Source organism: Stenotrophomonas sp. LC732 (assembly GCF_052446685.1).
GTDB classification, from domain to species: Bacteria; Pseudomonadota; Gammaproteobacteria; order Xanthomonadales; family Xanthomonadaceae; genus Stenotrophomonas; species Stenotrophomonas muris.
The window spans coordinates 1,130,071-1,150,879 of sequence record NZ_CP199214.1 but is presented as its reverse complement, the minus strand read 5'-3'; the positions used below and the strand labels follow the sequence as shown (position 1 = coordinate 1,150,879).

The 20,809-nt window shown below is 67.5% G+C and carries 19 protein-coding genes; 14 read left to right on the top strand and 5 right to left on the bottom strand.

The window, feature by feature from the left end:
• The first annotated feature begins 22 nt into the window (after window positions 1-22).
• On the top strand, window positions 23-640 hold the full coding sequence (locus ACT6SE_RS05585) for an HD-GYP domain-containing protein (RefSeq protein ID WP_014646442.1): 618 nt from the start codon (window positions 23-25) through the stop codon (window positions 638-640).
• A gap of 200 nt (window positions 641-840) precedes the next feature.
• Here ACT6SE_RS05585 and ACT6SE_RS05580 read toward each other — a convergent pair whose 3' ends face one another.
• On the bottom strand, window positions 841-2,934 hold the full coding sequence (locus ACT6SE_RS05580) for a M13 family metallopeptidase (RefSeq protein WP_046429631.1): 2,094 nt from the start codon (window positions 2,932-2,934) through the stop codon (window positions 841-843).
• Window positions 2,935-3,071: 137 nt separating this feature from the next.
• Between ACT6SE_RS05580 and ACT6SE_RS05575 the strand changes: the two genes are divergently transcribed.
• On the top strand, window positions 3,072-3,533 hold the full coding sequence (locus tag ACT6SE_RS05575; protein ID WP_227863652.1) for a hypothetical protein: 462 nt from the start codon (window positions 3,072-3,074) through the stop codon (window positions 3,531-3,533).
• Between the two features lie 110 nt (window positions 3,534-3,643).
• On the opposite strand, the gene gpmA is transcribed toward ACT6SE_RS05575, so the two are convergent.
• Entirely contained in the window at window positions 3,644-4,393 is a 750-nt protein-coding gene (gene gpmA, locus ACT6SE_RS05570) for a 2,3-diphosphoglycerate-dependent phosphoglycerate mutase (RefSeq protein WP_032958022.1), read from the bottom strand.
• A gap of 93 nt (window positions 4,394-4,486) precedes the next feature.
• On the opposite strand from gpmA, the gene nfi reads away from it, so the two are divergent.
• Window positions 4,487-5,161, top strand: coding sequence for a deoxyribonuclease V (gene nfi, locus ACT6SE_RS05565; protein WP_014646440.1), 675 nt, complete (start codon window positions 4,487-4,489; stop codon window positions 5,159-5,161).
• A gap of 38 nt (window positions 5,162-5,199) precedes the next feature.
• Here the strand turns inward: nfi and ACT6SE_RS05560 are convergent, their stop codons facing one another.
• Together ACT6SE_RS05560 and ACT6SE_RS05555 are read right to left on the bottom strand one after the other, a co-directional pair.
• Window positions 5,200-6,180 carry a cation diffusion facilitator family transporter gene (locus ACT6SE_RS05560; protein ID WP_032958024.1) on the bottom strand — a complete coding sequence of 327 codons (981 nt, stop codon included), beginning with the start codon at window positions 6,178-6,180 and terminating at the stop codon, window positions 5,200-5,202.
• A gap of 183 nt (window positions 6,181-6,363) precedes the next feature.
• Window positions 6,364-8,613 carry a TonB-dependent siderophore receptor gene (locus ACT6SE_RS05555; protein WP_046429635.1) on the bottom strand — a complete coding sequence of 750 codons (2,250 nt, stop codon included), beginning with the start codon at window positions 8,611-8,613 and terminating at the stop codon, window positions 6,364-6,366.
• Window positions 8,614-8,899: 286 nt separating this feature from the next.
• On the opposite strand from ACT6SE_RS05555, the gene ACT6SE_RS05550 reads away from it, so the two are divergent.
• On the top strand, window positions 8,900-10,315 hold the full coding sequence (locus tag ACT6SE_RS05550) for a GGDEF domain-containing protein (RefSeq protein ID WP_046429634.1): 1,416 nt from the start codon (window positions 8,900-8,902) through the stop codon (window positions 10,313-10,315).
• A 95-nt stretch (window positions 10,316-10,410) separates the two neighbouring features.
• On the opposite strand, the gene ACT6SE_RS05545 is transcribed toward ACT6SE_RS05550, so the two are convergent.
• Complete coding sequence (locus tag ACT6SE_RS05545) at window positions 10,411-11,613, bottom strand: MFS transporter (protein WP_414616876.1); 1,203 nt, start codon at window positions 11,611-11,613, stop codon at window positions 10,411-10,413.
• An 89-nt stretch (window positions 11,614-11,702) separates the two neighbouring features.
• On the opposite strand from ACT6SE_RS05545, the gene ACT6SE_RS05540 reads away from it, so the two are divergent.
• The 10 genes from ACT6SE_RS05540 (at window position 11,703) to ACT6SE_RS05495 (ending at window position 20,788) form a co-directional block, all read left to right on the top strand.
• Window positions 11,703-12,152, top strand: coding sequence for a winged helix-turn-helix transcriptional regulator (locus ACT6SE_RS05540; protein ID WP_014646435.1), 450 nt, complete (start codon window positions 11,703-11,705; stop codon window positions 12,150-12,152).
• 73 nt (window positions 12,153-12,225) lie between these two features.
• A complete protein-coding gene (locus tag ACT6SE_RS05535; RefSeq protein ID WP_046429627.1) occupies window positions 12,226-13,353 on the top strand; it encodes a metallophosphoesterase in 1,128 nt (375 codons plus the stop codon).
• A gap of 133 nt (window positions 13,354-13,486) precedes the next feature.
• Window positions 13,487-14,170 carry a response regulator gene (locus ACT6SE_RS05530; protein WP_014646433.1) on the top strand — a complete coding sequence of 228 codons (684 nt, stop codon included), beginning with the start codon at window positions 13,487-13,489 and terminating at the stop codon, window positions 14,168-14,170.
• Window positions 14,167-15,546, top strand: a complete 1,380-nt coding sequence (locus ACT6SE_RS05525) for a sensor histidine kinase (RefSeq protein WP_046429625.1) — start codon at window positions 14,167-14,169, stop codon at window positions 15,544-15,546. The genes ACT6SE_RS05530 and ACT6SE_RS05525 overlap by 4 nt, the downstream gene beginning before the upstream one ends.
• 80 nt (window positions 15,547-15,626) lie before the next feature.
• A complete protein-coding gene (locus ACT6SE_RS05520; RefSeq protein ID WP_444811112.1) occupies window positions 15,627-16,463 on the top strand; it encodes an alpha/beta hydrolase in 837 nt (278 codons plus the stop codon).
• 1 nt (window position 16,464) lies between these two features.
• Entirely contained in the window at window positions 16,465-16,824 is a 360-nt protein-coding gene (locus ACT6SE_RS05515; protein WP_014646430.1) for an EamA family transporter, read from the top strand.
• The gene (locus ACT6SE_RS05510; protein WP_041863179.1) at window positions 16,821-17,219 is read left to right on the top strand and encodes a DMT family transporter; all 399 of its coding nucleotides are present in this window, start codon (window positions 16,821-16,823) and stop codon (window positions 17,217-17,219) included. Before ACT6SE_RS05515 ends, ACT6SE_RS05510 begins: the two co-directional genes overlap by 4 nt.
• A gap of 10 nt (window positions 17,220-17,229) precedes the next feature.
• Window positions 17,230-18,438, top strand: a complete 1,209-nt coding sequence (locus ACT6SE_RS05505; protein ID WP_014646428.1) for a DegT/DnrJ/EryC1/StrS family aminotransferase — start codon at window positions 17,230-17,232, stop codon at window positions 18,436-18,438.
• 168 nt (window positions 18,439-18,606) lie between these two features.
• Window positions 18,607-19,323, top strand: coding sequence for an MtnX-like HAD-IB family phosphatase (locus tag ACT6SE_RS05500; RefSeq protein WP_014646427.1), 717 nt, complete (start codon window positions 18,607-18,609; stop codon window positions 19,321-19,323).
• Between the two features lie 64 nt (window positions 19,324-19,387).
• Window positions 19,388-20,788: an aspartate aminotransferase family protein gene (locus ACT6SE_RS05495; protein WP_014646426.1), complete on the top strand. Its 1,401-nt coding sequence runs from the start codon at window positions 19,388-19,390 to the stop codon at window positions 20,786-20,788.
• Window positions 20,789-20,809: the final 21 nt, after the last annotated feature.

Below are 20,809 nucleotides of genomic sequence, written 5' to 3'. Positions count from 1 at the left end.
GGTCCCCACCCGGTGCGGGCGGATGACCATGTTTCCTGACGCCGTACCCGCCCCCGACCTGCTGCACGCGCAGGCCTGCCTGATCGATGCCCTCTCGATGTCGCTGCAGATGCGCGACGCCTACACCCGCCATCACTGCGACCGCGTCGGCCTGTTCGCGCAGCGGCTGGCCGCGCACTGCGATCTCGACGACGAGGCCTGTGCGCAGGTCGGCCTGGCCGCGCGCTTCCACGACATCGGCAAGATCGGCATTCCCGACGACGTACTGCTGGCACCGCGCCGGCATACCGATGAGGAGCGCGCGATCATGCGCGAGCATCCGGTGCGCGGCGAGCACATCTTCCTGGCCACCGGCCGCAGCGACGCCGCGCCCGTGGCGCGGCTGATCCGCGCCCATCACGAAGCCTTCGATGGCAGCGGCTATCCCGATGGGCTGCGCGGCGAATCCATCCCGCTGGGCGCGCGCATCGTCACCATCGCCGATGCCTACGATGCGATGACCAGCGTGCGCCCGTACCGCGACGCGATGGAGCACGAAACCGCGTTGCGGATCATCGATTCGCAGTCTGGAGGGCTGGTGGATCCCTACGTGCTGCAGCGCTTCCATCGCATGCTGGCGCGGGAGCCGGAGCTGGCCTGAGATCTTCCGGAAGGTGAAACGACCCGTCGGTAGAGTCGACTGTCAGTCGACTGCTCTTCGTCCAGATCGCGAAAATCCCGCGCTGCGCGCGATAGTCGACTGACAGTCGACTCTACCAGTCGGCGCTGCGCTACCGGCCTGGAAGACAAAAGGCCCGGCATTCGCCGGGCCTTTCGCATCACGCAGTCACGGGTGATCGATTACCAGATCACCACGCGCTTGTCGTCGGCACGCACCATCGCGTCGCCGGCCTTGCACTGGAATGCAGCGGCATAGGACGGCATGTTCGACGGTGCGCCGTTGGCACGGAAGTTGGCCGGGGCGTGCGGATCGGTGTTCAGGCGGACGCGCAGCTCACCATCGGTGAAGTTGCGGCGCCACACGGTGGCCCAGTTCATGAAGAAGCGCTGGTCCTGGCTGTGGCCATCCACTTCGACATTCGCCTTCGGGTCTTCCTTCAGCGCCATCTGCAACGCGTCGTAGGCCACGGTCAGGCCGCCGAGGTCGCCGATGTTCTCGCCCAGGGTCAGCTTGCCCTTCACGAACACGCCCGGCACCGATTCATAGCCGTCGAACTGCGCGACCAGCTGGTCGGTACGCTCGGTGAAGGCCTTGCGGTCGGCGTCGGTCCACCAGTTGTCGAAGTTGCCGTTGGCGGCGAACTGGCTGCCCGAGTCATCGTAGCCGTGCATCATCTCGTGGCCGATGACCGCACCGATGCCGCCGTAGTTCAGCGCTGGATCGGCCTTGGCGTCGAAGAACGGTGCCTGCAGGATCGCCGCCGGGAACACGATCTCGTTCTTGGTGGCGTTGTAGTACGCGTTGACGGTCTGCGGGGTCATGCCCCACTCGGTCTTGTCCACCGGCTTGCCGATCTTGTCCAGCATGTAGCGGTAGTTGAACGCACGCGCCGCCTGCATGTTGCCCAGGTAGCTGTCGCCGTTGGTCTGCAGGCCCGCCCAGTCACGCCACTTGTCGGGGTAACCGATCTTCGGGGTGAAGCTGGCCCACTTCTCCAGGGCCTTCTTCCTGGTTTCTTCGCCCATCCACGGCAGCTGCTCCAGGCGCGCCTTCAGCGCCTGCGACAGGTTTTCCACCAGGTGCTGCATGGCGACCTTCGACTCGGCCGGGAACACGGCGTCGACGTACAGCTGGCCCAGGGCTTCGCCCATGCCACCGTTGACCGACTCCAGCACGCGCTTCCAGCGCGGCTGCATTTCCTTCTGGCCACGCAGGGTGGTGCCATAGAAATCGAAGTTGGCCTTCTCGAACTGGCTGCTCAGGTACGGCGAGGCATCGTCGATGGTGTGGAAGCGCAGGTAGGCCTGCCAGGTGCTGGCCGGCACATCGGCCAGCATCTTGTCCATTTCAGCGAAGAAGCCCGGCTGGGCCAGCGAGAACTTCTGCGCGGCCGGCACCTTGAGGGTCTCGAACAGCGCGGTCCAGCTGAAGTTCGGGGTCAGCTTGTCGGCCTCAGCCGCGCTGAGCGGGTTGTAGCGCTTGGCCGGGTCACGCATTTCGATGCGCGACATCGAGGCCTTGGCCAGGCGGGTTTCGAAGGCCATCACGGCCTTCGCCTGCTCGGCGGCCTGCGCCGCGTCCACGCCGGACAGGGTCAGCACCTGTGCGATATAGGCCACGTAGGCGTCGCGGATCTTGGCCTGCGCATCGTCGAAGTAGTAGCCCTTCTCCGGCAGGCCCAGGCCACCCTGGCCGACGTAGGCGATGACGTTGGCCGAATCCTTGTAGTCGGCATTGGCGAACAGCGAGAACAGCACGCCCTTGCCCTCGGCCTGGCTGTCGCGCAGGTACCGGGTGATGGCGGCGGTGTCGTTCAGCGCGGTGATCTTGTCCAGCTGCGGCTGCAGCGGCGCCAGGCCGGCAGCTTCGATCTTCGCTTCATCGTTGCCGGTCTTCCAGATGTCACCGATCTTCGCTTCCACCGAGCCCGCCTTGGCCTGGCTGGCGGCCGCCTGCTGCACCAGCGCGTGCTGCACTTCCAGCGAGCGCTCGCGCAGGATCTCGAAGCTGCCCCAGGTGGTCTGGTCGCCCGGCACCGGGTTGGCCTTCAGCCACTTGCTGTTGACGAAACCATTGAGGTCGGTACAGGCCGGAATGGCCGGATCGAGGTCGGCGCTGTTGAGCGAGATCAGCGGCGTCTTGATCTGCGACAGGTCGAAGGCCGGCTTGGCGTCGGCACTGGCCGCCGGGGCGGTTTCGTTCTTGCCACAGGCCGCCAGTGAGGCAGCGATGGCGATGGTCAGGCCCAGCGGGACCAGGTTGCGGACGTTCATGAGGCTCTCCTGCGGGTAATTTCACAGGGTAGCCGCGGGAGCGACGCTGGGGACCGGCCAAAGGTCACGAGCGCATGGCGCGGCTCCGTCTGCATGCCGCTATGCTCTGGCTTCCGCGATCACTGGACTTCATGACCATGGACGAAGCTGCGCTGCTGCAGGCCATCGACGCTTGTGAGTGTCTGTTCCTGGCGGGCATCGGCGAGCCGGAAGCGAATCGTCTGCGCCTGGTCGTCGAGGAAGGCCTGGTGGTCGGAAAGCCCTCCCGTGTGGAGCTCGCTCATGGACGTTCAATCGATGATGCGCGTGCGATAGAGGTGATGCCCCACTCGCAGCGTTTTGAGCTGATCTGGGACCACTACATCAGCTACGCCGTGCACAACGAGTCCTACCAGAGCTGGGACGACGCCGAAACCTGGAGCGGCAACCTGTTCCGCCGCTACAGCCGTTCGAAGTTCCTCGATTATCTGGACCATGCCACCTTTGCCGATGTCAGTTACCCGGGCCCATTCACGCACTATCAGGTGATATGCCAGGAACACGTCATCGACATTGCCGCGTTGCAGCCGCCGAAGGTGCGCCGCATGGATCCCTCGTAGCTGGCTGATGCAGCCCCCATGGGTTGGCTCTACCGGGTTGCGACAGCGCCGGCCGAGCGTGGGCTCGGCTCGACAAAAGCGAAGGCCGGCTTGCGCCGGCCTTGTGCTTCTTACTTCGCCTTGCCCTGGTTGGCCACGGCTTCGGCGGCCCTGCGCGCTGCTTCCGGGTCGCCCAGGTAGCGGAACGACTGCACGGTCAGGTCGTCGTTCAGTTCGAACAGCAGCGGGATGCCGGTCGGGATGTTCAGCTCGAGGATCTCCTCGCGCGAGACATTGTTGAGGTACTTGTACAGCGCGCGCAGCGAGTTGCCGTGGGCGGTGACCAGCACGGTCTTGCCGTCCTTCAGCTGCGGCGCGATGGCGTCGTGCCAGTACGGCAGAACGCGGTCCAGGGTGGTGGCCAGCGATTCGGTGCCCGGCAGCGCGTTGCGGTCCAGACCGGCGTAGCGGCGGTCATGGATCGGGTGGCCCGGATCTTCCAGGTCCATCGGCGGCGGCGGGATGTCGTACGAACGGCGCCAGACCTTGACCTGCTCTTCGCCGTGCTTGGCCGCGGTCTCGGCCTTGTCCAGCCCCTGCAGGCCGCCGTAGTGCCGCTCGTTGAGGCGCCAGGACTTGTTCACCGGCAGCCAGTCCTGCTCCAGCTCGGCCAGCGCACCCTGCAGGGTGTGGATGGCACGCTTGAGCACGGAGGTGTGGGCGACGTCGAACTGCAGGCCTTCCTCGCGCATCAGGCGACCGGCGGCGGCCGCTTCCCGGCGCCCCTGCTCGGTCAGGTCGACATCGACCCAGCCGGTGAAGCGGTTGTCCAGGTTCCACTGGCTCTGGCCATGGCGCAACAGTACGAGTTTACGGGTCACTGCAGGGTCTCCAACGCGAGGAAAGGCAGGCCGCCATTGTAGCCCGGCCGCCGCTCACCGGGCCGTGGCGCCGCCCGTGCGATGCTGTGACCGATGAATACGGTGATCGATCCCGGATGTTGGGAAGGCAGCGTCTCCGCGGCACGCGCGCAGCAGCTCCAGCTGGCCGGCCGCGTGGAGCGCCAGGACCGCCTGCCACGCGACGTCCGTTGGCTGGCCGGGCTGGATGTTGGCTTTGAAGACGACGGCGCCATCACCCGCGCCGCGGCGGTACTGCTGGACGTGGAGACGCTGAAGCCCGTGGCGCAGGAGATCGCGCGCATCCCCACGGTGATGCCCTACATCCCCGGCCTGCTCAGCTTCCGCGAGCTGCCGGCACTGCTGGCCGCGCTGGCGCTGCTGCCGCGCACGCCGGACCTGGTGTTCGTCGATGGCCATGGCATCAGCCATCCGCGCCGGTTGGGCGTGGCCGCGCATCTGGGCGTGGTCACCGACCTGCCCAGCATCGGCGTGGCCAAGTCGAAGCTGGTGGGCCGGTTCGTCGAACCGGGCGCCGAGGCCGGTGCACATGCGCCGCTGCAGGATGGCGACGAACAACTGGGCTGGGTGCTGCGCAGCAAGGTGCGCTGCAAGCCGCTGTTCGTGGCCGGCGGCCATCGGGTCAGTGCCGATACCGCGCTGGACTGGGTGCAGCGCACGCTGCGCGGTTACCGGCTGCCGGAACCGACCCGGCTGGCGGATCGGCTGGCCTCGCGACGCGACGAATGACCGCACCGGGCATTCCCCGGTGCGGCTTTCATTTTCATTCAATGATGCACGTGGCCGCGATGGCCCTGCGCGTCCTCACCGTGGTCGTGGCCTTCATGGCCCTGCTGCGCGCCGCCCTTGGCCGACGCCGGTCCAGCGCAGGCTTCACCACAGTGGTCCGCTTCGATCTGCAGCGTCACGTGCTCGATGCCGAAGTCATCGTGCAGGCGCCCGCCCAGCTCACGGCGCAGCGCATCGGCGTCGGTGCCGTCGCGCATCACGATGTGCGCGGTCAGCGCCGGCGTGCTGGAGGCCAGCGCCCACACATGCAGGTCATGCACGTCCAGCACCGCAGCATGACCGGACAGGCTGTCGCGCACCTTGGCCACGTCCATGCCCTTGGGCACGCCTTCCAGCAGCACGTTGATCGCCTCGCGCATCAGCACGTAGGTGCGCGGCAGTACCCACAGGCCGATCAGCACCGCCAGGATCGGGTCGATCGGCTTCCAGCCGGTCCACTTGATCAACAACGCACCGGCGATCACCGCCACCGAGCCAAGCATGTCCGCCCACACTTCCAGGTAGGCGCCCTTCACGTTCAGGCTCTCGCCGCTGCCGGCCTGCAGCAGGCGCATCGAGATCAGGTTGATGACCAGGCCTGCGGCGGCGATCACCAGCATGCCCGAAGATGCGATCTCCTGCGGTTCGCGGAAACGACCGATCGCCTCCCACAGGATGTAGGCGGCGACCACGAACAGCATGGCGCCGTTGATCATCGCGCCCAGCGCTTCCAGGCGTGCATAGCCGTAGGTGCGGCGCGCGTCCGGCGGGCGTCGGCTCAACCGCACCGCGACCAGCGCGATCATCAGTGCCAGTGCATCGGTGGCCATGTGTGCCGCGTCGGACAGCAGCGCCAGGCTGTTGGTCCAGAACGCGCCCACCACCTCGATGACGAGGAAGGTGGAGGTCAGGCCGAGCGCCCACCACAAGGGTTTCTCGTGGCGGATCTGGGATGGCAGGTGATCGTGGTCGTGGCCCATGGCAACAGCTCCTTTGCGATGCGGTGCAGGCTACGCCGTGCTGGCGGGGGAGACTATTACGGTGTTTATAACATTGCAGGCACGCGGCGCCGGTGTCGCCGGGCAAGGCCCGGCGCTACCGGAGCGTGGCCGGCAGCGCCTGGCCTGGCCTGGCGACCGCAGCGGACCGGCGTCCGCGTGCGGTCAGAACCCGAAGCGCAGGCTGGCCCAGTAGGCGCGGCCCGGTTCGTTGTAGGTCGCCGCACCGGCATCGCTGCTGTTGGCCTCGCGGAACAGGCGCTTGTCGGCCAGGTTGTTGACGCCGAAGCCGAAGCTGACGGTCCCGGTCACCCTGTAGCGCGCGCTCACGCCCCAGATGTTGTAGGCACCGCGGTCCTGCAGCGCGATCGAGGGATCGCAGCTGCCGGTGCAGCGCGGATCATTGTTGATGTTGGCGGTGGCCGGTTCCTGCTTGCCGTAGAACGTGCCGGTCAGCAGCACCGACAGCTTGTCGGTGGCCTGCCAGTCCAGCATCGTGTTGACGGTGTACTTCGGGATCACCGACAGCGGCTGGCCGGTGCTCTTGTTCTCGTTTTCCACCATGTAGGTGAAGTTGTTGCTCCATTTCAGGCGGTTGCCCTGCTCGCCCAGCAGCGGGATCACCAGGTTGCCTTCAAGCCCCTGCACGATCGCCTTGGGCGCGTTCTCCCAGCGGAAGATGCGGCCCTTGGTGTCGGCGGTCAGGCCAATCTGGGTGTAGCCGGCCTGGATCTTGTCCTTGTAGTCGTTGTGGAAGTAGGTCAACGAGGCCTGCCAGCCGCTCTGCGGTGCCCACTCGATGCCCAGTTCCTTGTTCAGGCTGGTTTCCGCCTTCAGGTCCGCGTTGCCGCGCATGTAGCAACCGGCACCCAGGCTCGGCAGTGCATTCGGGCAGCCGTTGCCACGGGTGTAGTACAGATAGTCCGGATTGGACTGGTACAGGTTCGGCGCCTTGAACGCGCGGGCGATGCCGCCCTTCACCACCCAGTCGCTGTTGATGCGGAACTGCGCATTGAGGCTGGGGCTGGTGTTGTTGCCGAACTGGCTGTGGTGGTCGAAGCGCAGGCCCGGGGTGACGATCCAGCGCTCACCCAGGTAGATGTTGTCTTCGACGAACACTGCGGTGGTCTGCGCGTCGGCCTTGCCCCGCGCGCGATCGGCCGACAGCCCCGGGATACCGCCGCCGCTGCTGCTGGACTGGCTCATCGAGTACGGGTCGGTCAGGCGGCTGTCCAGGTATTCAAAGCCCAACGTCCAGATGTTCTCGGCGCTGCCCAGCGAGGTCGGGAAGCTCACTTCGCCATCCAGCTGGTAGTTGCGCAGGCGCGAGGTCGACCAGTCGGTGCCGTTGAAGCTGCCTTCCGGGCCACCGGCCAGGCCTTCATTGATGCGCGAGTTGTTGACCGCTTCCACCGCGGCGGTCACCCGCGAGGTCACGTCGCCCCAGCGGCCGCGATGGGTGATCGCGCCGGTGTTGCGGTACATGCGGTTGGTTTCCGCTTCGCCTTCGGCCAGCGCCGCCAGGTCAACGCCGGTCGAGGTACCGGTAGTGCTGACCGCGCGGTCACCGGCGTAGATGTTGCCCTGGCGGCTGGTGCCGGCTTCGAACTCCACCACCTGGTCGGTGGTGATGTCCCAGCGCAGCAACGCGTTGACGTCGCGGTTCTTGACACCCTCGCGGCCAGCCGGTGGCACCGCGTTCGGGTTGGTGGCGTACTGGCGGTTGAGGTCCAGTGAGTCGGCGTCGGTCTTGTTGAGGTTGCCGTACAGGCGGAACGACAGGGTGTCGGTCATCGGCCCGCTCAGCTGCAGGCCGACGCGCTCGCTGCCGCCTTCGGCGCTGTGCTCGGGCACCAGGCCATACAGGTCGACCGCTCCGGTCAGGTCGCCGGTCGGGCGCTTGGTGATGATGTTGACCACGCCGCCGGACGCACCGGAGCCATAGCGTGCCGCCGCAGGGCCGCGCAGCACTTCGATGCGCTCGATCATTTCCGCCGGCACCCAGTTGGTATCACCGCGGGTATTGCGCTCACCGCTACGGCCCATGCGCACGGCATCACGCGCACCGATGCGCTTGCCGTCGACCAGGATCAGGGTGTTTTCCGGGCCCATGCCACGCAGGTCGATCTGGCGGTTGTTGCCGTACTGGCCCGAGGCGCTGTTGCCGGTGAGGTTGACGCCTGGCATGGTGCGCAGCAGCTCGGCGATGTCGTTGGCCGGCGGGCGCTTGGCGATGTCCTCGGCGGTGATGGTCGAGGTACCCAGTGCCTGGCGGGCAATCTGCGAGGCGGTGACATGCACCGTGTCGATATCGGTGGCGTCGGTTTCAGCCCGGGCGGTCAGGGCGCTTCCCGCCAGCAGGGCGGCAACGGCGAGCGCCAGCGGGCGCGGCGAAAGGACAACGGCAGGAGACATGATCTGGACCTTCTGGCAGGGCAACGGGGCCTCTGGCAAAGGGCTTGAGGCAACGACGAGGGGGAGGCGGAGCGTCGCTGCAGTCGCCTGCGGGCCGATCCGTGCGCGCATTCTCCCATCAATGCGAGTGATTCTCAAATGCGTTCACTCATTGCCGCCGCGGCGCCGACGTGCTTTGCGCGCCGTGCAACCCTGCATCGCGCATAAACTGACCGGCCAACCCGCCATCAACCGTGCGCCACCGCAGCCGATACCCGTGGTTTGCCGTACGCAGTCAGAGATCGACGTGGAACCACCCCAACTGGACGATGCCAGCCAACCGCTGGCCGAGGCCTGGCAGCACTGCCTGCAACAGGCCGGCCCTGCCGCCACCGCGCTGCTGCACGCCGCCGCCGCCGATGCCCCGCCGGCGCTGGCCCAACGCTTCTACGAAGTGCTGCTGCAGGACGGGCGTGCACGCCGCTTCCTGTCCCATGACCAGGTCAAGCAGCGCCTGCAGCCGGCCATGCAGCGCTGGCTGGTGCAGTTGCTGACCACCAATGCCGACGATATTGCCGGCGCCGTTGCCTCGCAGCGGGTGATCGGCGATGTGCATGCCCGGGTCGGTATTCCGGTCGACCTGGTCACCCGCGGCGCGCGCGTGCTCAAGCACGAACTGTTCGTGCGACTGCACGACGACGCGCCCGACAGTGCCACTGCGTTCGCCGCCATCGACTGCCTCAGCGCGGTCATGGACATCGCCATGGAAGGCATGACCCTGGCTTACACCCATGCACGCGAGCGTTCGACCCGTGCCGATGCGGCGTACCGGCTGTTCTCGCTGGTGCAGAACGTCGGCACCGAACGCGAACGCCAGCGCGCACTGCTGCTGGACTGGGAGAACGCCCTGCTCTACGCGCTCGCTGGCCACGTACAGGCCAGCGACAGCGCCAGCCTGGCCACTTCCGAGTTCGGCCTGTGGTTCACCCACAAGGGCATCCCCAGCTTCGGCGAGAGCAGCGAGACCCGGCAGGTCGGCCAGCTGATGGCCCGCATCGACAGCAACCTGCAGCGGGCGAGCAACGATGCCCCGGCACAACGACTGGCGGTGCTGCCGGCCATCCGCGAGGACCTGGCCGCCATCCGCACCCTGATGACGCTGCTGTTCGAGCGCATCGGCGAGCTGGATGCCGGCAGCGATGCGCTGACCAACCTGCTCAACCGCCGCTTCCTGCCTACCGTGCTGCGCCGGGAGATCGAGCTGGCCACGCGCAACCGCACGCCGTTCTCGCTGCTGCTGCTCGACCTGGATCACTTCAAGGCGATCAACGACGGCCACGGCCACGACGCCGGGGACCGCGCGCTGCAGCACGTCGCCGGCCTGCTCGGCCAGCTGACCCGCGGCAGTGACTACCTGTTCCGCTATGGCGGCGAGGAGTTCGTGGTGGTGCTGGTCGCGGCCAGCGAATCACAGGCCGCGGTGATCGCCGAAAGCCTGCGGCGGCAGATCGCGCAGTCACCGGTGGCATTGGCCAACGGCCAGGTACTGGCACTGACCGCCAGCATCGGCGTAGCCGGCCATGACGGCCACCCGGACTACGAGCGGCTGATGGCACGGGCCGATGCGGCGATGTACGAGGCCAAGCGCAGCGGCCGCAACCGCGTGGTAGTGGCCAGCGCGGACCTTGAGGAAGCACCGGGACGGCGTGCACTGCAGCGATGAGGACAGGACAGGTAGAGTCGACCGCTGGTCGACTATCGCACGCAGCGCGGGATTTTTCGCACGCGGGGCGAAGAGCAGTCGACTGACAGTCGACTCTACCGACAGTCGACTCTACCGGTTCGCCCGCCAGCCGATGCATTGGACGCCACCACCCGCCATGCTGCCCACCACAGCAGCGCCAGTGCCGCGATGCCTGCACCCAGCAGGCACACCGCAGGCCAGCCATGCCGGGCCTGCATCCAGGGCCCGGCAGCCGCACCGGCACCACTGCCCACTGCATAGAACAGCATGTACAACGCCACCAGGCGTCCATGCTGTTCTGCCGGCGCACGCAGCAGCAGCGCCTGGTTCGATACGTGCAGTGCCTGCCCACCGAGGTCGAGCACGATCACGCCCAGCAGCAGCAACGACAGCGACTGCGGCAGGCCCAGCAGCGGCCACCACGCGGCCAGCATCAGCAGCAACGCGCCAAGACTGACCCGACCGGCGAAACCACGGTCCATCCAGTGCCCGACCCGCGCCGCCATCAAGGCGCCCACTACGCCGGCCAGGCCCAGTGCGCCGATGGCCGCGGTGGACCACTGCAACGGCGGCGCCGACAGCGGCAGCGGCACCGCCGCCCAGAACACGTTGAGGCCAGCAAACAGCAGCAATGCCAGCGGCCCACGCTCGCGCAGCGCGCGGTCCCGGCGCAGCATGCCCAGCATCGAACCCAGCAGTTCGCGCCAGCGCGGTGGTACCGCCGGCACCGGCACCGCCGGCAGACGCCGCCACAGCAGCACGGCCAGGGCCGCCATCAGCGCTGCCGACAGCAGATAGACCGCCCGCCAGCCGACGGTGGCCGCGACCGCGCCCGATACAACGCGCGCCAGCAACAGGCCGATGAACACGCCGCCCTGCACCACGCCCACCAGGCGCCCGCGCTGCTCGGGCGGCGCAAGCGTGGCGGCATAGGCGATCAAGCCCTGGGTCAGCGCGGTGCCCAACAGCCCGGCCAGCAGCATGCCCGACAACAGCCAACCGGCCGTGCGTGCCGCTGCCAGCCACAGCAGGGCCAGCACCAGCGCCATCAACTGCATCCGCAGCAGGCGTCGCCGGTCACCGCGATCGGCGAGCGGCAGCAGGCCCAGCAATGCCAGCACACTGCCGGCCTGGGTTGCCGCCAACACTGCGCCCGCCACGGCACGGTCCAGTGCGAAGGCCTGTGCCAGCCGATCCAGCAGCGGTTGCGCGTAATAGACGTTGGCAACGCTGGCGCCGGCCGCGACCGCGAGCAGGGTCAGCAATGGGCGGGACATCGATGCGCTCATGGTGTAGTTGCAATTTGAAACTTGATGCAGGCTATCGTCATTGGTTTTAAACTGCAACCACATTCGGAGGCCACAGCATGCACGCCAACAGTCCCTGCCCCGTTGCCCGCAGCGCCGACCTGCTCGGTGATCGCTGGGCACTGCTGGTGATCCGCGATGCCTTCGACGGCGTCACGCGCTTTGGCGACTTCCAGCGCAGCCTCGGCGCGGCGCGCAACATCCTCAGCGATCGCCTGCGCAGGCTGGTCGAGGCCGGCATCCTGCAACTGCAACCGGCCTCCGATGGCTCGGCCTACCAGGAATACGTGCTCACCCACGCCGGCCAGGAACTGTTCCCGCTGCTGGTCGCGCTGCGCCAGTGGGGAGAACGCCATCGCTTCAGCGCCGGTGAAGCCCATTCGCAGTTGATCGAATCCAGCACGCGGCGACCACTGCCCTACATGCAGCCACACGGGCGCGACGGTCAGCCGCTGCAGGCCGCCGCCACCCGCGTGCGCAAGCTCAAGGACGACCGGCGCGGCGCCTGATCCGCCCATTCGCGCACACCACGATCGGGCCGCGCCGGTTAGCATCGGAGGTTTCCGCCGCCGGACGCCGCCGATGCCGCGCTATCGCCCTTTCCTGCTGACCGCCCTGCTGTTGCCGCTGCTGGCCTGCGCCACAGCAACCACGCAGGCCCGCGAGGTTGCCGCGCCCGCCGACCACGTGCAGGCCGATGGCCCCTATGTATTCCGCCAGGGCGACCAGCTGCAGGCCAAGTGGATCTGCGACGACAAGGTCGAGTCGCGCTCGCTGGCCATCAACACGACGGGCACCGATATCGCGCCGCGCTGTGGCTACGAACACACCGTGCACGTGGCCGCGCCGAATGCGGCCTCGGTCTCCGTGCTGCCGGCCGCGCCGCGCATCGTCGCGCTGTCGGACATCCATGGCCAGTACGGGCTGCTGGTGCGCCTGCTGCGCGCCCACCAGGTCATCGACGCCCAGGATCGCTGGGCCCTGGGCAAGGACACGCTGGTCATCGCTGGCGATGTATTCGACCGCGGCCCGCAGGTGACCGAGGCGTTCTGGCTGCTGTACGGCCTGCAGCAGCAGGCCGCCGCCGCCGGTGGCGCAGTGCACTTCGTGCTAGGCAACCACGAAACCATGGTGCTGTACGACGACCTGCGCTACGTCAACCCGAAGTACCTGCGCAGCGCCCAGCTGCTGGGCCGCAGCTACCCGCAACTGTATGGCGCCGACTCGGTGATCGGGCAGTGGCTGCGCACCCGCCCGGTGCTGCTGAAGATCGGCGATACCCTGTTCCTGCATGGCGGCATCTCGCCCGAAGCGGTGCAGCTGGCGCTGGACCCGGCACGCACCAATGCGGCCTACCAGGCCTCTCTGGGCCTGCCCAAGGCCGAAGTGAAGGCCGACCCGGCCACCGCACCGCTGTATGACGGCAAGACCAGCCCGATCTGGTACCGCGGCTACTTCGATGGCCGCCTCGACACAGCGGGGGTACAGACCGTGCTCAACCGCCTGCAGCTCACGCGCATCGTGGTTGGCCATACCTCGATGCCACACGTCAGCAGCTTCCACGGCGACCGCGTGATCGCCATCGACAGCAGCATCAGGAACGGCGAGAACGGCGAACTGCTGTTCATCGAGGATGGCAGGCTCAGCCGCGGCCTGCTGGACGGCTCACGGGTGCCGCTGGCACTGGGTGAGCCGGGCCTGCAGGACTGAATGGCGGGACAGCGCGACGGTGCCGGGAGGTGCCGGCGCGCTCCACCTTCACCCGGTTTGCGGCTACCCTCGGCAGCCGAGAGGCCCGCCCCGTCCACCCGCTGGGCCCGACCGTTACAGGAGCTCCCCGCGCATGCGCGTTCTGATTGCTGAAGACGACCCGGACATCGCCTCCGGCCTGTGCGCCTCGCTGCGCCGGCAGGGGCATGTGGTCGACCACGTCGACAACGGCGCGCACGCCGACGCCGCGCTGGGTTCGACCCAATACGCGCTGCTGGTGCTGGACCTGGGCCTGCCGCAGCTGGATGGCCGCGACGTGCTGCAGCGCCTGCGCCAGCGCGGCGATGGCCTGGCGGTACTGGTGGTGACCGCCCGCGACGGCCTGGCCGAACGCGTGCGCGTGCTCGACCTCGGTGCCGACGACTACCTGGTCAAGCCATTCGCACTGGACGAATTCGAAGCCCGCGTGCGCGCACAGCTGCGCCGCGTGACCAGCAATGGCAACCCGGACCTGCGCATCGGCCGCCTGCGCATCGATCTGGCCGGGCATCGGGTGTGGATCGACGACCAGTCGCTGGAACTGACCGCACGCGAGTTCGGCCTGCTGTCGGCACTGGCGGTACGCGCCGAGCGCATCGTCTCGCGCGCACAGCTGGTGGAGGCGCTGTGCGACTGGGGCCAGGACCTGACCGACAACGGCCTGGACATCGCCCTGCACCGCCTGCGCCGCAAGCTGCAGCCCGGCGGCATGGGCATCCGCACCGTGCGCGGACTGGGCTACATGCTGGAAGACGCGCAGGACGACAGCGCCCCGTGATCAGTGGCCCCCCCAGCCTGCGCCGGCGCCTGCTCGCCTTCCTGGCGTTGCCGATGCTGGGCCTGCTTACCTTCAATACGATCCTGGCCTATTACGTTGCGTTGGATTATTCCAACCGCATCCACGACCGTAACCTGATCGACGACACGCACTCGTTCGCGCAGATGCTGAGCACCATGCCGGTGACCAGCGACCTGTCTCCGCAGGCGCGCTTCCTGATCGAGTACGACCCCGACGGCCATCGCTATTTCAACGTCGACAGCAGCCGCAAGGGCACCCTCAGCGGCAATGCGGATTTCAGCCCGTATGCCCCTTCTCAGGACTGCACCGGCGTGCATCCGGCCCTGTACGACGGCAACCTCAATGGCCAGCAGGTGCGCATGGCCACCGTCTGCACGCAGGCGATGAACGATCCGCAGGACGAGCTGGCAGTGACCGTGGCCGAAAGCATGGCCGACCGCCGCCAGCGTGCGCGCGAGATCCTGATGATCATCATCCCGCTGATGACCATGCTGGCGCTGGGCACCGCAGCGCTGGTCTGGTTCGGCGTGACCTACGGCCTGCGCATCCTCACACCGCTGAGGAGCCGCCTGGCGCAGCGCCGTGGCGAACTGGCACCGATCTCCGACGCCGACGTGCCGGAGGAGATCCAGCCACTGATCAGCACCATCGACGATCTGTTTGCCCGCCAGGCGGAAATGATCACGCTGCAGAACCGCTTCATCGCCGATGCCGCGCACCAGCTGCGTTCGCCGCTGGCCGGCATGGCCCTGCATGTGGACCAGGCGCTGGCCCATGGTGACCCGGACACGGTGCGCGAGGCATTGCAGCACATCCGCCGGCTCAACCAGCGCACCGCCCGGGTCAGCACCCAGCTGCTCGCACTGAGCCGGGCGCAGACCGTGCCCGATACCGTGGAGGCACTGGACCTGTGCGAGCTGGTGCCGCAGTGGGTCGGCATGCGCGTGCCCGAAGCGATCCGCGATGGCATCGATCTGGGCTACCGCGGCAGCCCCCACCCGCTGCGCGTGCTCGGCAATGGTGCCCAGCTGCACGAAGCACTGGACAACCTGATCGACAACGCGCTGCGCTATGCCGGCCGCGATGCGACCGTCACGGTCGGCGTGCATGCGCTGGATGACAATGACGTCGAACTGTACGTGGAGGACAACGGCCCCGGCGTGCCCGAGGACGTGATGCCACGGCTGGGCGAGCGCTTCTTCCGAGCGCCTGGCACCGCAGCCAGCGGCACCGGCCTGGGCCTGGCCATCGCGCACGAAGCGGTGGAGCATTCCGGCGGCCGCCTGACCTTCCTCAACCGCGCCGGTGGGGGCCTGAAGGTCGCCATCACACTGCCGCTGCTGAAGGCCCCCTGACCCGTACCGGGGCGCTGAAAGGCTGGCGAAAATCGCGCTTGCGATCCTGACCATCCCCACTGCCGTCCCGGAGCCGCCAGGTGACCGAATCGCACGACTTCTTCCTCCCCGGTGGCCCGCAGGGCGTGCTGCTGGTCCACGGCCTGACCGGCACCCCGGCGGAAATGCGCATGCTGGGCAAGGACCTGAACAACGCCGGCTTCACCGTACACGGCGTGCAGTTGCCCGGCCATTGCGGCACCGTGGATGACCTGCTGGCGACCACCTGGGAACAGTGGTACCAGGGCGTGGAAGATGCAGCGGCGAGCCTGCGTGGCAAGGTCGACCAGTTGTTCGTCGGCGGCCTGTCGATGGGCGCGGTACTGGCGCTGGCGCTGGCTGCACGCCGCCCCGAATGGGTGTCCGGCGTCGGCGTGTATGGCGCCACCTTCCGCTACGACGGCTGGAACATTCCCGCCGTGGCCCGCCTGTCGTTCCTGCTGCCGTGGTTCAAGCGCTTCAACATCGGCCGCGACCGCATGTTCATGGAAGAACCGCCCTATGGCCTGCGTGACGAGCGCCTGCGTGCGCAGGTCAGTGCCGCCATGCTGTCCGGCGACAGCGCCGCGGCCGGCCTGCCGGGCAACCCCTGGCACGCGCTGGCCGAGATGCGCGCCCTGAGCAACTGGACCCGCCGCCACCTGCACCACGTCACCGCACCGTGCCTGGTGATGCACGCCCGCGAAGACGACGTGGCCAGCATGGGCAACGCCGAACTGGTGATATCGAGGGTCAGCGGCCCGAAGGAACTGGTGGTGCTGGAAGACAGCTACCACATGATCACGATCGACCGCGAACGCCGCGAGGTGATCCGCCGCAGCGCGCGATTCTTCACCGAAATAGGTGAACGCAGCGGCGTGCTCAAGGCGGTGGCCTGAGATGGGGGCACTCGCCACGCTGCTGTGGCTGGCCAATGTGGTGCTCGATACCGGTGGCCAGCTCGCCTTCAAGGCCGCCGCCAGCGACCCGCAGGATGGCGAAGGACTGCAACGCTGGAAACACATGCTCAGCCGCCCCTGGCTGTGGATCGGCATCGCCTGCTACGTGCTTGAGTTCGTTGCCTGGATCGCGTTCCTGTCGCTGGTGCCGTTGTCCAAGGGCGTGCTGCTGGGCTCGATCAACATCGTCGCGCTGATGATCGCCGGCCGCATCCTGTTCCGCGAAAAGCTCACGCCATTGCGGGTGACCGGCATGCTGCTGGTCACGGCGGGCGTGGCGGTGGTGGGGGCCGGCTCATGAGGCGCCTGTATGTGATCGGCTTTCCCCTGCTGATGGCCTTCGACACGCTGGCCCAGCTGTGCTTCAAGTACGCCGGTGACGCCGCGATGCCGGTCGAGGCCAACACCGCGTGGCTGTTGCGCGTGCTGTCGCAGCCGTGGGTATACGGCGCGGTCCTCGGCTACATCGGCGCGTTCTTCACCTGGATGAGCCTGCTGCGCCATGCGCCGATCGGCCCGGCGTTCGCGGCCTCGCACCTGGAGGTGATCAGTGTGCTGCTGCTGTCGGCCTGGCTGCTGAAAGAGCCGCTCACCCTGCACCACCTTGTCGGTGCGGTACTGATCGTGGCTGGCATCGTCTGCCTCGGCCGCGCCGAAGCGGACGACCCGCACAGCCCCGCCGACAGCACTTCGTGAGCGGGCTGCGATGAGCCTGTTCGCGCGCGAACTGCCGCCGACCGCTGGCCTGCCGATGCAGGCCAGCGACTTCCTTCCCGGCGGCGGCGACCTGCGCGACATCCTGGCCACCCAGCTCGGCACACCGCCGCTGCAGCTGACCTGTTCCGGCACCCACGCGCTGCTGATCGCGCTGCGCACCCTGCGCAAGCGCGCGCCCAAGCGCGATACCGTGATCCTGCCGGCCTATACCTGTCCGCTGGTGCCGATCGCGGTACACAGCCTCGGCCTGCGCGTGCAGCTGTGCGATACCCGGCGTGGCCATTTCGACTTTGATCCGGCACAGCTCTCGCGCCTGGCCGACGCGCGGACGCTGGCGATCCTGCCCACCCACCTCGGCGGGCGCATCGCCGATGTCGAACGGGCCTGCGAGGTCGCACGCGGCGCCGGCGCCTGGGTGATCGAAGATGCCGCACAGGCGCTGGGCGCACGGGTCGGCAACAGCAGCGTGGGCCTGCGTGGCGACATCGGATTCTTCAGCCTGGCCGCCGGCAAGGGGCTGAGCCTGCATGAAGGCGGCCTGCTGGTCAGCCGCGATGACGAGCTGCGCGCCGCGCTGGCCGAACATGCCGCCGAACAGGTACGTTTCAGCCTGCGCTGGGAGCTGCTTCGCAGCGTGCAGCTGCTGGGTCTTGCCGCCTGTTACCGCCCCTCGCTGCTGTCGCTGGTGTACGGCAATCCGCTGCGCAGCGCCCTGCAACGCGGCGATCTGGAAGACGCGGTCGGAGACATTTTCCCGCTGGACATCCCCCAGCACCGGGTCAGTCAGTGGCGGCAGAACGTGGGCGCCCACGCTGCACGGCGGCTGCCTGCGTTCCTGCAGGCCGGGCGCCTGCGCGCACTGCAGCTGCGTGTGCAGCTGGCACAGCTGCCGGCGGTGGAGGTGGTCGATGGCCTGGCCGGCACCGGCGGCACCTGGCCGATGCTGATGCTGCTGCTGCCCAGCCAGCGCGCGCGCGATGCCGCACTGGACGAACTGTGGCCGCGCGGCCTCGGTGCCAGCCGCATGTTCATCCATGCCCTGCCCGACTACGCCTACCTGCGTGGCATCGTGCCGCAGGACGACATGCCGAACGCGCGCGACTTCGCCGCACGCATGCTGACCCTCGGCAACAGCGCCTGGCAGACCCGGGAAGAGACCGCGCAGATCCTGCGGGCGCTGGCCGCTGCGCAGCCCTGAAAGCGCGGTTTTCACGGCATCACGCCCATTCAGCACGCTCGATTCCTGAACACTTTCCCCACCCGGCGGTGCAGGCTTTCAACAGGAAAGGAACGAGAAAGGCTGCCTGCCTACATTGAGCCTGCCCCGGCATCGTGCCGGACGTTTCTTTCATCGACGGACCTGCCCATGCACTGGAGCATCCTGTGTGACTTCGATGGCACCATCAGCCTCGAAGATGTCATCGACTCGCTGCTGGAGAAGTACGGCCAGCCGGGCTGGCAGCAACTGGAAGACCAGTGGAAGGCGGGAAAGATCGGCTCGCGTGAATGCATGCAGGGCCAGGTGCGGCTGTTGAAGCTGGACCCGGCCACGCTCGACGCGCACCTGGACCAGGTGCAGATCGATCCGGGCTTCGCCGCCTTTGTCAGCCGTGCCGAACAGCTGGGCGTGCCGCTGCGCATCGTCAGCGACGGGCTGGACTATGCGATCCACCGCATCCTCGCCAACCACGGCCTGTCGCGACTGCCGGTGGTGGCCAACCACCTGCGCTGGTGCGAAGACCATTGGGAACTGGAGTCGCCCTACCAGGCCGAAGGATGCCGCAGTGGTACCTGCAAGTGCACCTGCGCCGCGCAGGCGCGTGCCGACGAAGCACCACGCGTGCTGATGATCGGCGATGGCAGCTCGGATTTCTGCGTCTCCGAAGATGCCGACTTCGTGTTCGCCAAGCGCCGCCTGATCACGCATTGCACGAAGGCCGGCATCGAGCATGCCGCCATCGATACCTTCCACGATGCAATCGCACTGTTGCCGCGCTTGCTCGATGGCAGCCTGCTGCAGCCACGTCGCCTCGACGCCAGCCCGCAGCCCGCCGCACTGCCCCTGCTGCTGGCCACCGCCTGAGCACTCCCTTCCAGGCGCGCTCCCCCGTCACCCCTTTCGAACGTCCTTCACGGAACCGAACTGCATGAACATTTTTGACAAGAACGCCGACGCGGCTGCCTCCGACGCGCAGCTGCTGGCCGACGAAGCCCGCTACAGCTCCTTCGGCGACACCGTCCACTACGTCGACCCGCCGAAGATCTTCCAGCGCGGCGAAGGAAGCTACATGTTCGATGGTGCGGGCGTGCCCTACCTCGACCTTCAGATGTGGTACTCGGCCTGCAACTTCGGCTACAGCAACAAGCGCCTGAACGACGCGCTGAAGGACCAGATCGACACCCTGCCGCAGGTCGCCAGCCAGTACCTGCACCCGACCCGCGTGCAGCTGGCCAAGACCATTGCCGTGGACATGCACCAGAAGTTCGGCCTCGACGGCCGCGTGCACTTCAACGTCGGCGGCGCGCAGGCCATTGAAGATTCGCTGAAGATCGTGCGCAACGCGCGCGGCGGCAAGAGTCTGATGTTCGCCTTCGAGGGCGGCTACCACGGCCGCACCCTGGGTGCCTCGTCGATCACCTCCAGCTACCGCTACCGCCGCCGCTACGGCCACTTCGGCGAGCGCGCGATGTTCATCCCGTTCCCGTACCCGTTCCGTCGCCCGAAGGGCATGACCCCGGACGAGTATTCCGACCACTGCGTGTGGCAGTTCGAGCGCCTGTTCGAAAGCGAGTACAACGGCGTGTGGGATCCCAAGGTCGGCCAGGCCGAGTACGCCGCGTTCTACGTCGAGCCGATCCAGGGCACCGGCGGCTACGTCATCCCGCCGCGCAACTTCTTCACTGGCCTCAAGCGCGTGCTGGACAAGTACGGCATCCTGATGGTCGTCGATGAAATCCAGATGGGTTTCTGGCGCACCGGCAAGCTGTGGTCGATCGAGCACTTCGGCGTTACCCCGGACGTGCTGGTGTTCGGCAAGGCGCTGACCAACGGCCTGAACCCGCTGTCGGGCCTGTGGGCGCGCGAAGAACTGATCAACCCGACCGTGTTCCCGCCGGGCTCCACCCACTCCACCTTCAACTCCAATCCGCTGGGCACCCGCCTCGGCCTGGAAGTGCTGAAGCTGGGCAAGGAAATGGATTACGAGCGCACCGTGCCGGAGAAGGGCGCGTACTTCCTGGACGGCCTGCGTGGCCTGCAGAAGCGTCACCCGGAGATCGGCGACGTCGACGGCCTGGGCCTGGCCCTGCGCGCCGAGATCTGCCAGACCGACGGCTACACCCCCAACAAGGAACTGCTGGACCGCATGGTCGACATCGGCCTGGCCGGTGACCTCCTGCACGACGGCAAGCGCATGGGCCTCGTGCTCGACGTGGGTGGCTGGTACAAGAACGTGATCACCTTCGCGCCGTCGCTGGACATCAGCTACGAAGAGATCGACCTGGCGATCACCCTGCTCGACCAGGCGCTGACCAAGGCCAAGGGCTGAGGTCGATGCGCTGCCGGTTCC

What these genes read in the sequence shown, in the direction of transcription:
- ACT6SE_RS05585 (WP_014646442.1), top strand. Translation starts at nt 23, where the DNA reads ATGACCATGTTTCCTGACGCCGTACCCGCCCCCGACCTGCTGCACGCG.
- ACT6SE_RS05580 (WP_046429631.1), bottom strand. Translation starts at nt 2,934, where the DNA reads ATGAACGTCCGCAACCTGGTCCCGCTGGGCCTGACCATCGCCATCGCT.
- ACT6SE_RS05575 (WP_227863652.1), top strand. Translation starts at nt 3,072, where the DNA reads ATGGACGAAGCTGCGCTGCTGCAGGCCATCGACGCTTGTGAGTGTCTG.
- nfi (WP_014646440.1), top strand. Translation starts at nt 4,487, where the DNA reads ATGAATACGGTGATCGATCCCGGATGTTGGGAAGGCAGCGTCTCCGCG.
- ACT6SE_RS05560 (WP_032958024.1), bottom strand. Translation starts at nt 6,180, where the DNA reads ATGGGCCACGACCACGATCACCTGCCATCCCAGATCCGCCACGAGAAA.
- ACT6SE_RS05555 (WP_046429635.1), bottom strand. Translation starts at nt 8,613, where the DNA reads ATGTCTCCTGCCGTTGTCCTTTCGCCGCGCCCGCTGGCGCTCGCCGTT.
- ACT6SE_RS05545 (WP_414616876.1), bottom strand. Translation starts at nt 11,613, where the DNA reads ATGTCCCGCCCATTGCTGACCCTGCTCGCGGTCGCGGCCGGCGCCAGC.
- ACT6SE_RS05540 (WP_014646435.1), top strand. Translation starts at nt 11,703, where the DNA reads ATGCACGCCAACAGTCCCTGCCCCGTTGCCCGCAGCGCCGACCTGCTC.
- ACT6SE_RS05535 (WP_046429627.1), top strand. Translation starts at nt 12,226, where the DNA reads ATGCCGCGCTATCGCCCTTTCCTGCTGACCGCCCTGCTGTTGCCGCTG.
- ACT6SE_RS05530 (WP_014646433.1), top strand. Translation starts at nt 13,487, where the DNA reads ATGCGCGTTCTGATTGCTGAAGACGACCCGGACATCGCCTCCGGCCTG.
- ACT6SE_RS05515 (WP_014646430.1), top strand. Translation starts at nt 16,465, where the DNA reads ATGGGGGCACTCGCCACGCTGCTGTGGCTGGCCAATGTGGTGCTCGAT.
- ACT6SE_RS05510 (WP_041863179.1), top strand. Translation starts at nt 16,821, where the DNA reads ATGAGGCGCCTGTATGTGATCGGCTTTCCCCTGCTGATGGCCTTCGAC.
- ACT6SE_RS05505 (WP_014646428.1), top strand. Translation starts at nt 17,230, where the DNA reads ATGAGCCTGTTCGCGCGCGAACTGCCGCCGACCGCTGGCCTGCCGATG.
- ACT6SE_RS05500 (WP_014646427.1), top strand. Translation starts at nt 18,607, where the DNA reads ATGCACTGGAGCATCCTGTGTGACTTCGATGGCACCATCAGCCTCGAA.
- ACT6SE_RS05495 (WP_014646426.1), top strand. Translation starts at nt 19,388, where the DNA reads ATGAACATTTTTGACAAGAACGCCGACGCGGCTGCCTCCGACGCGCAG.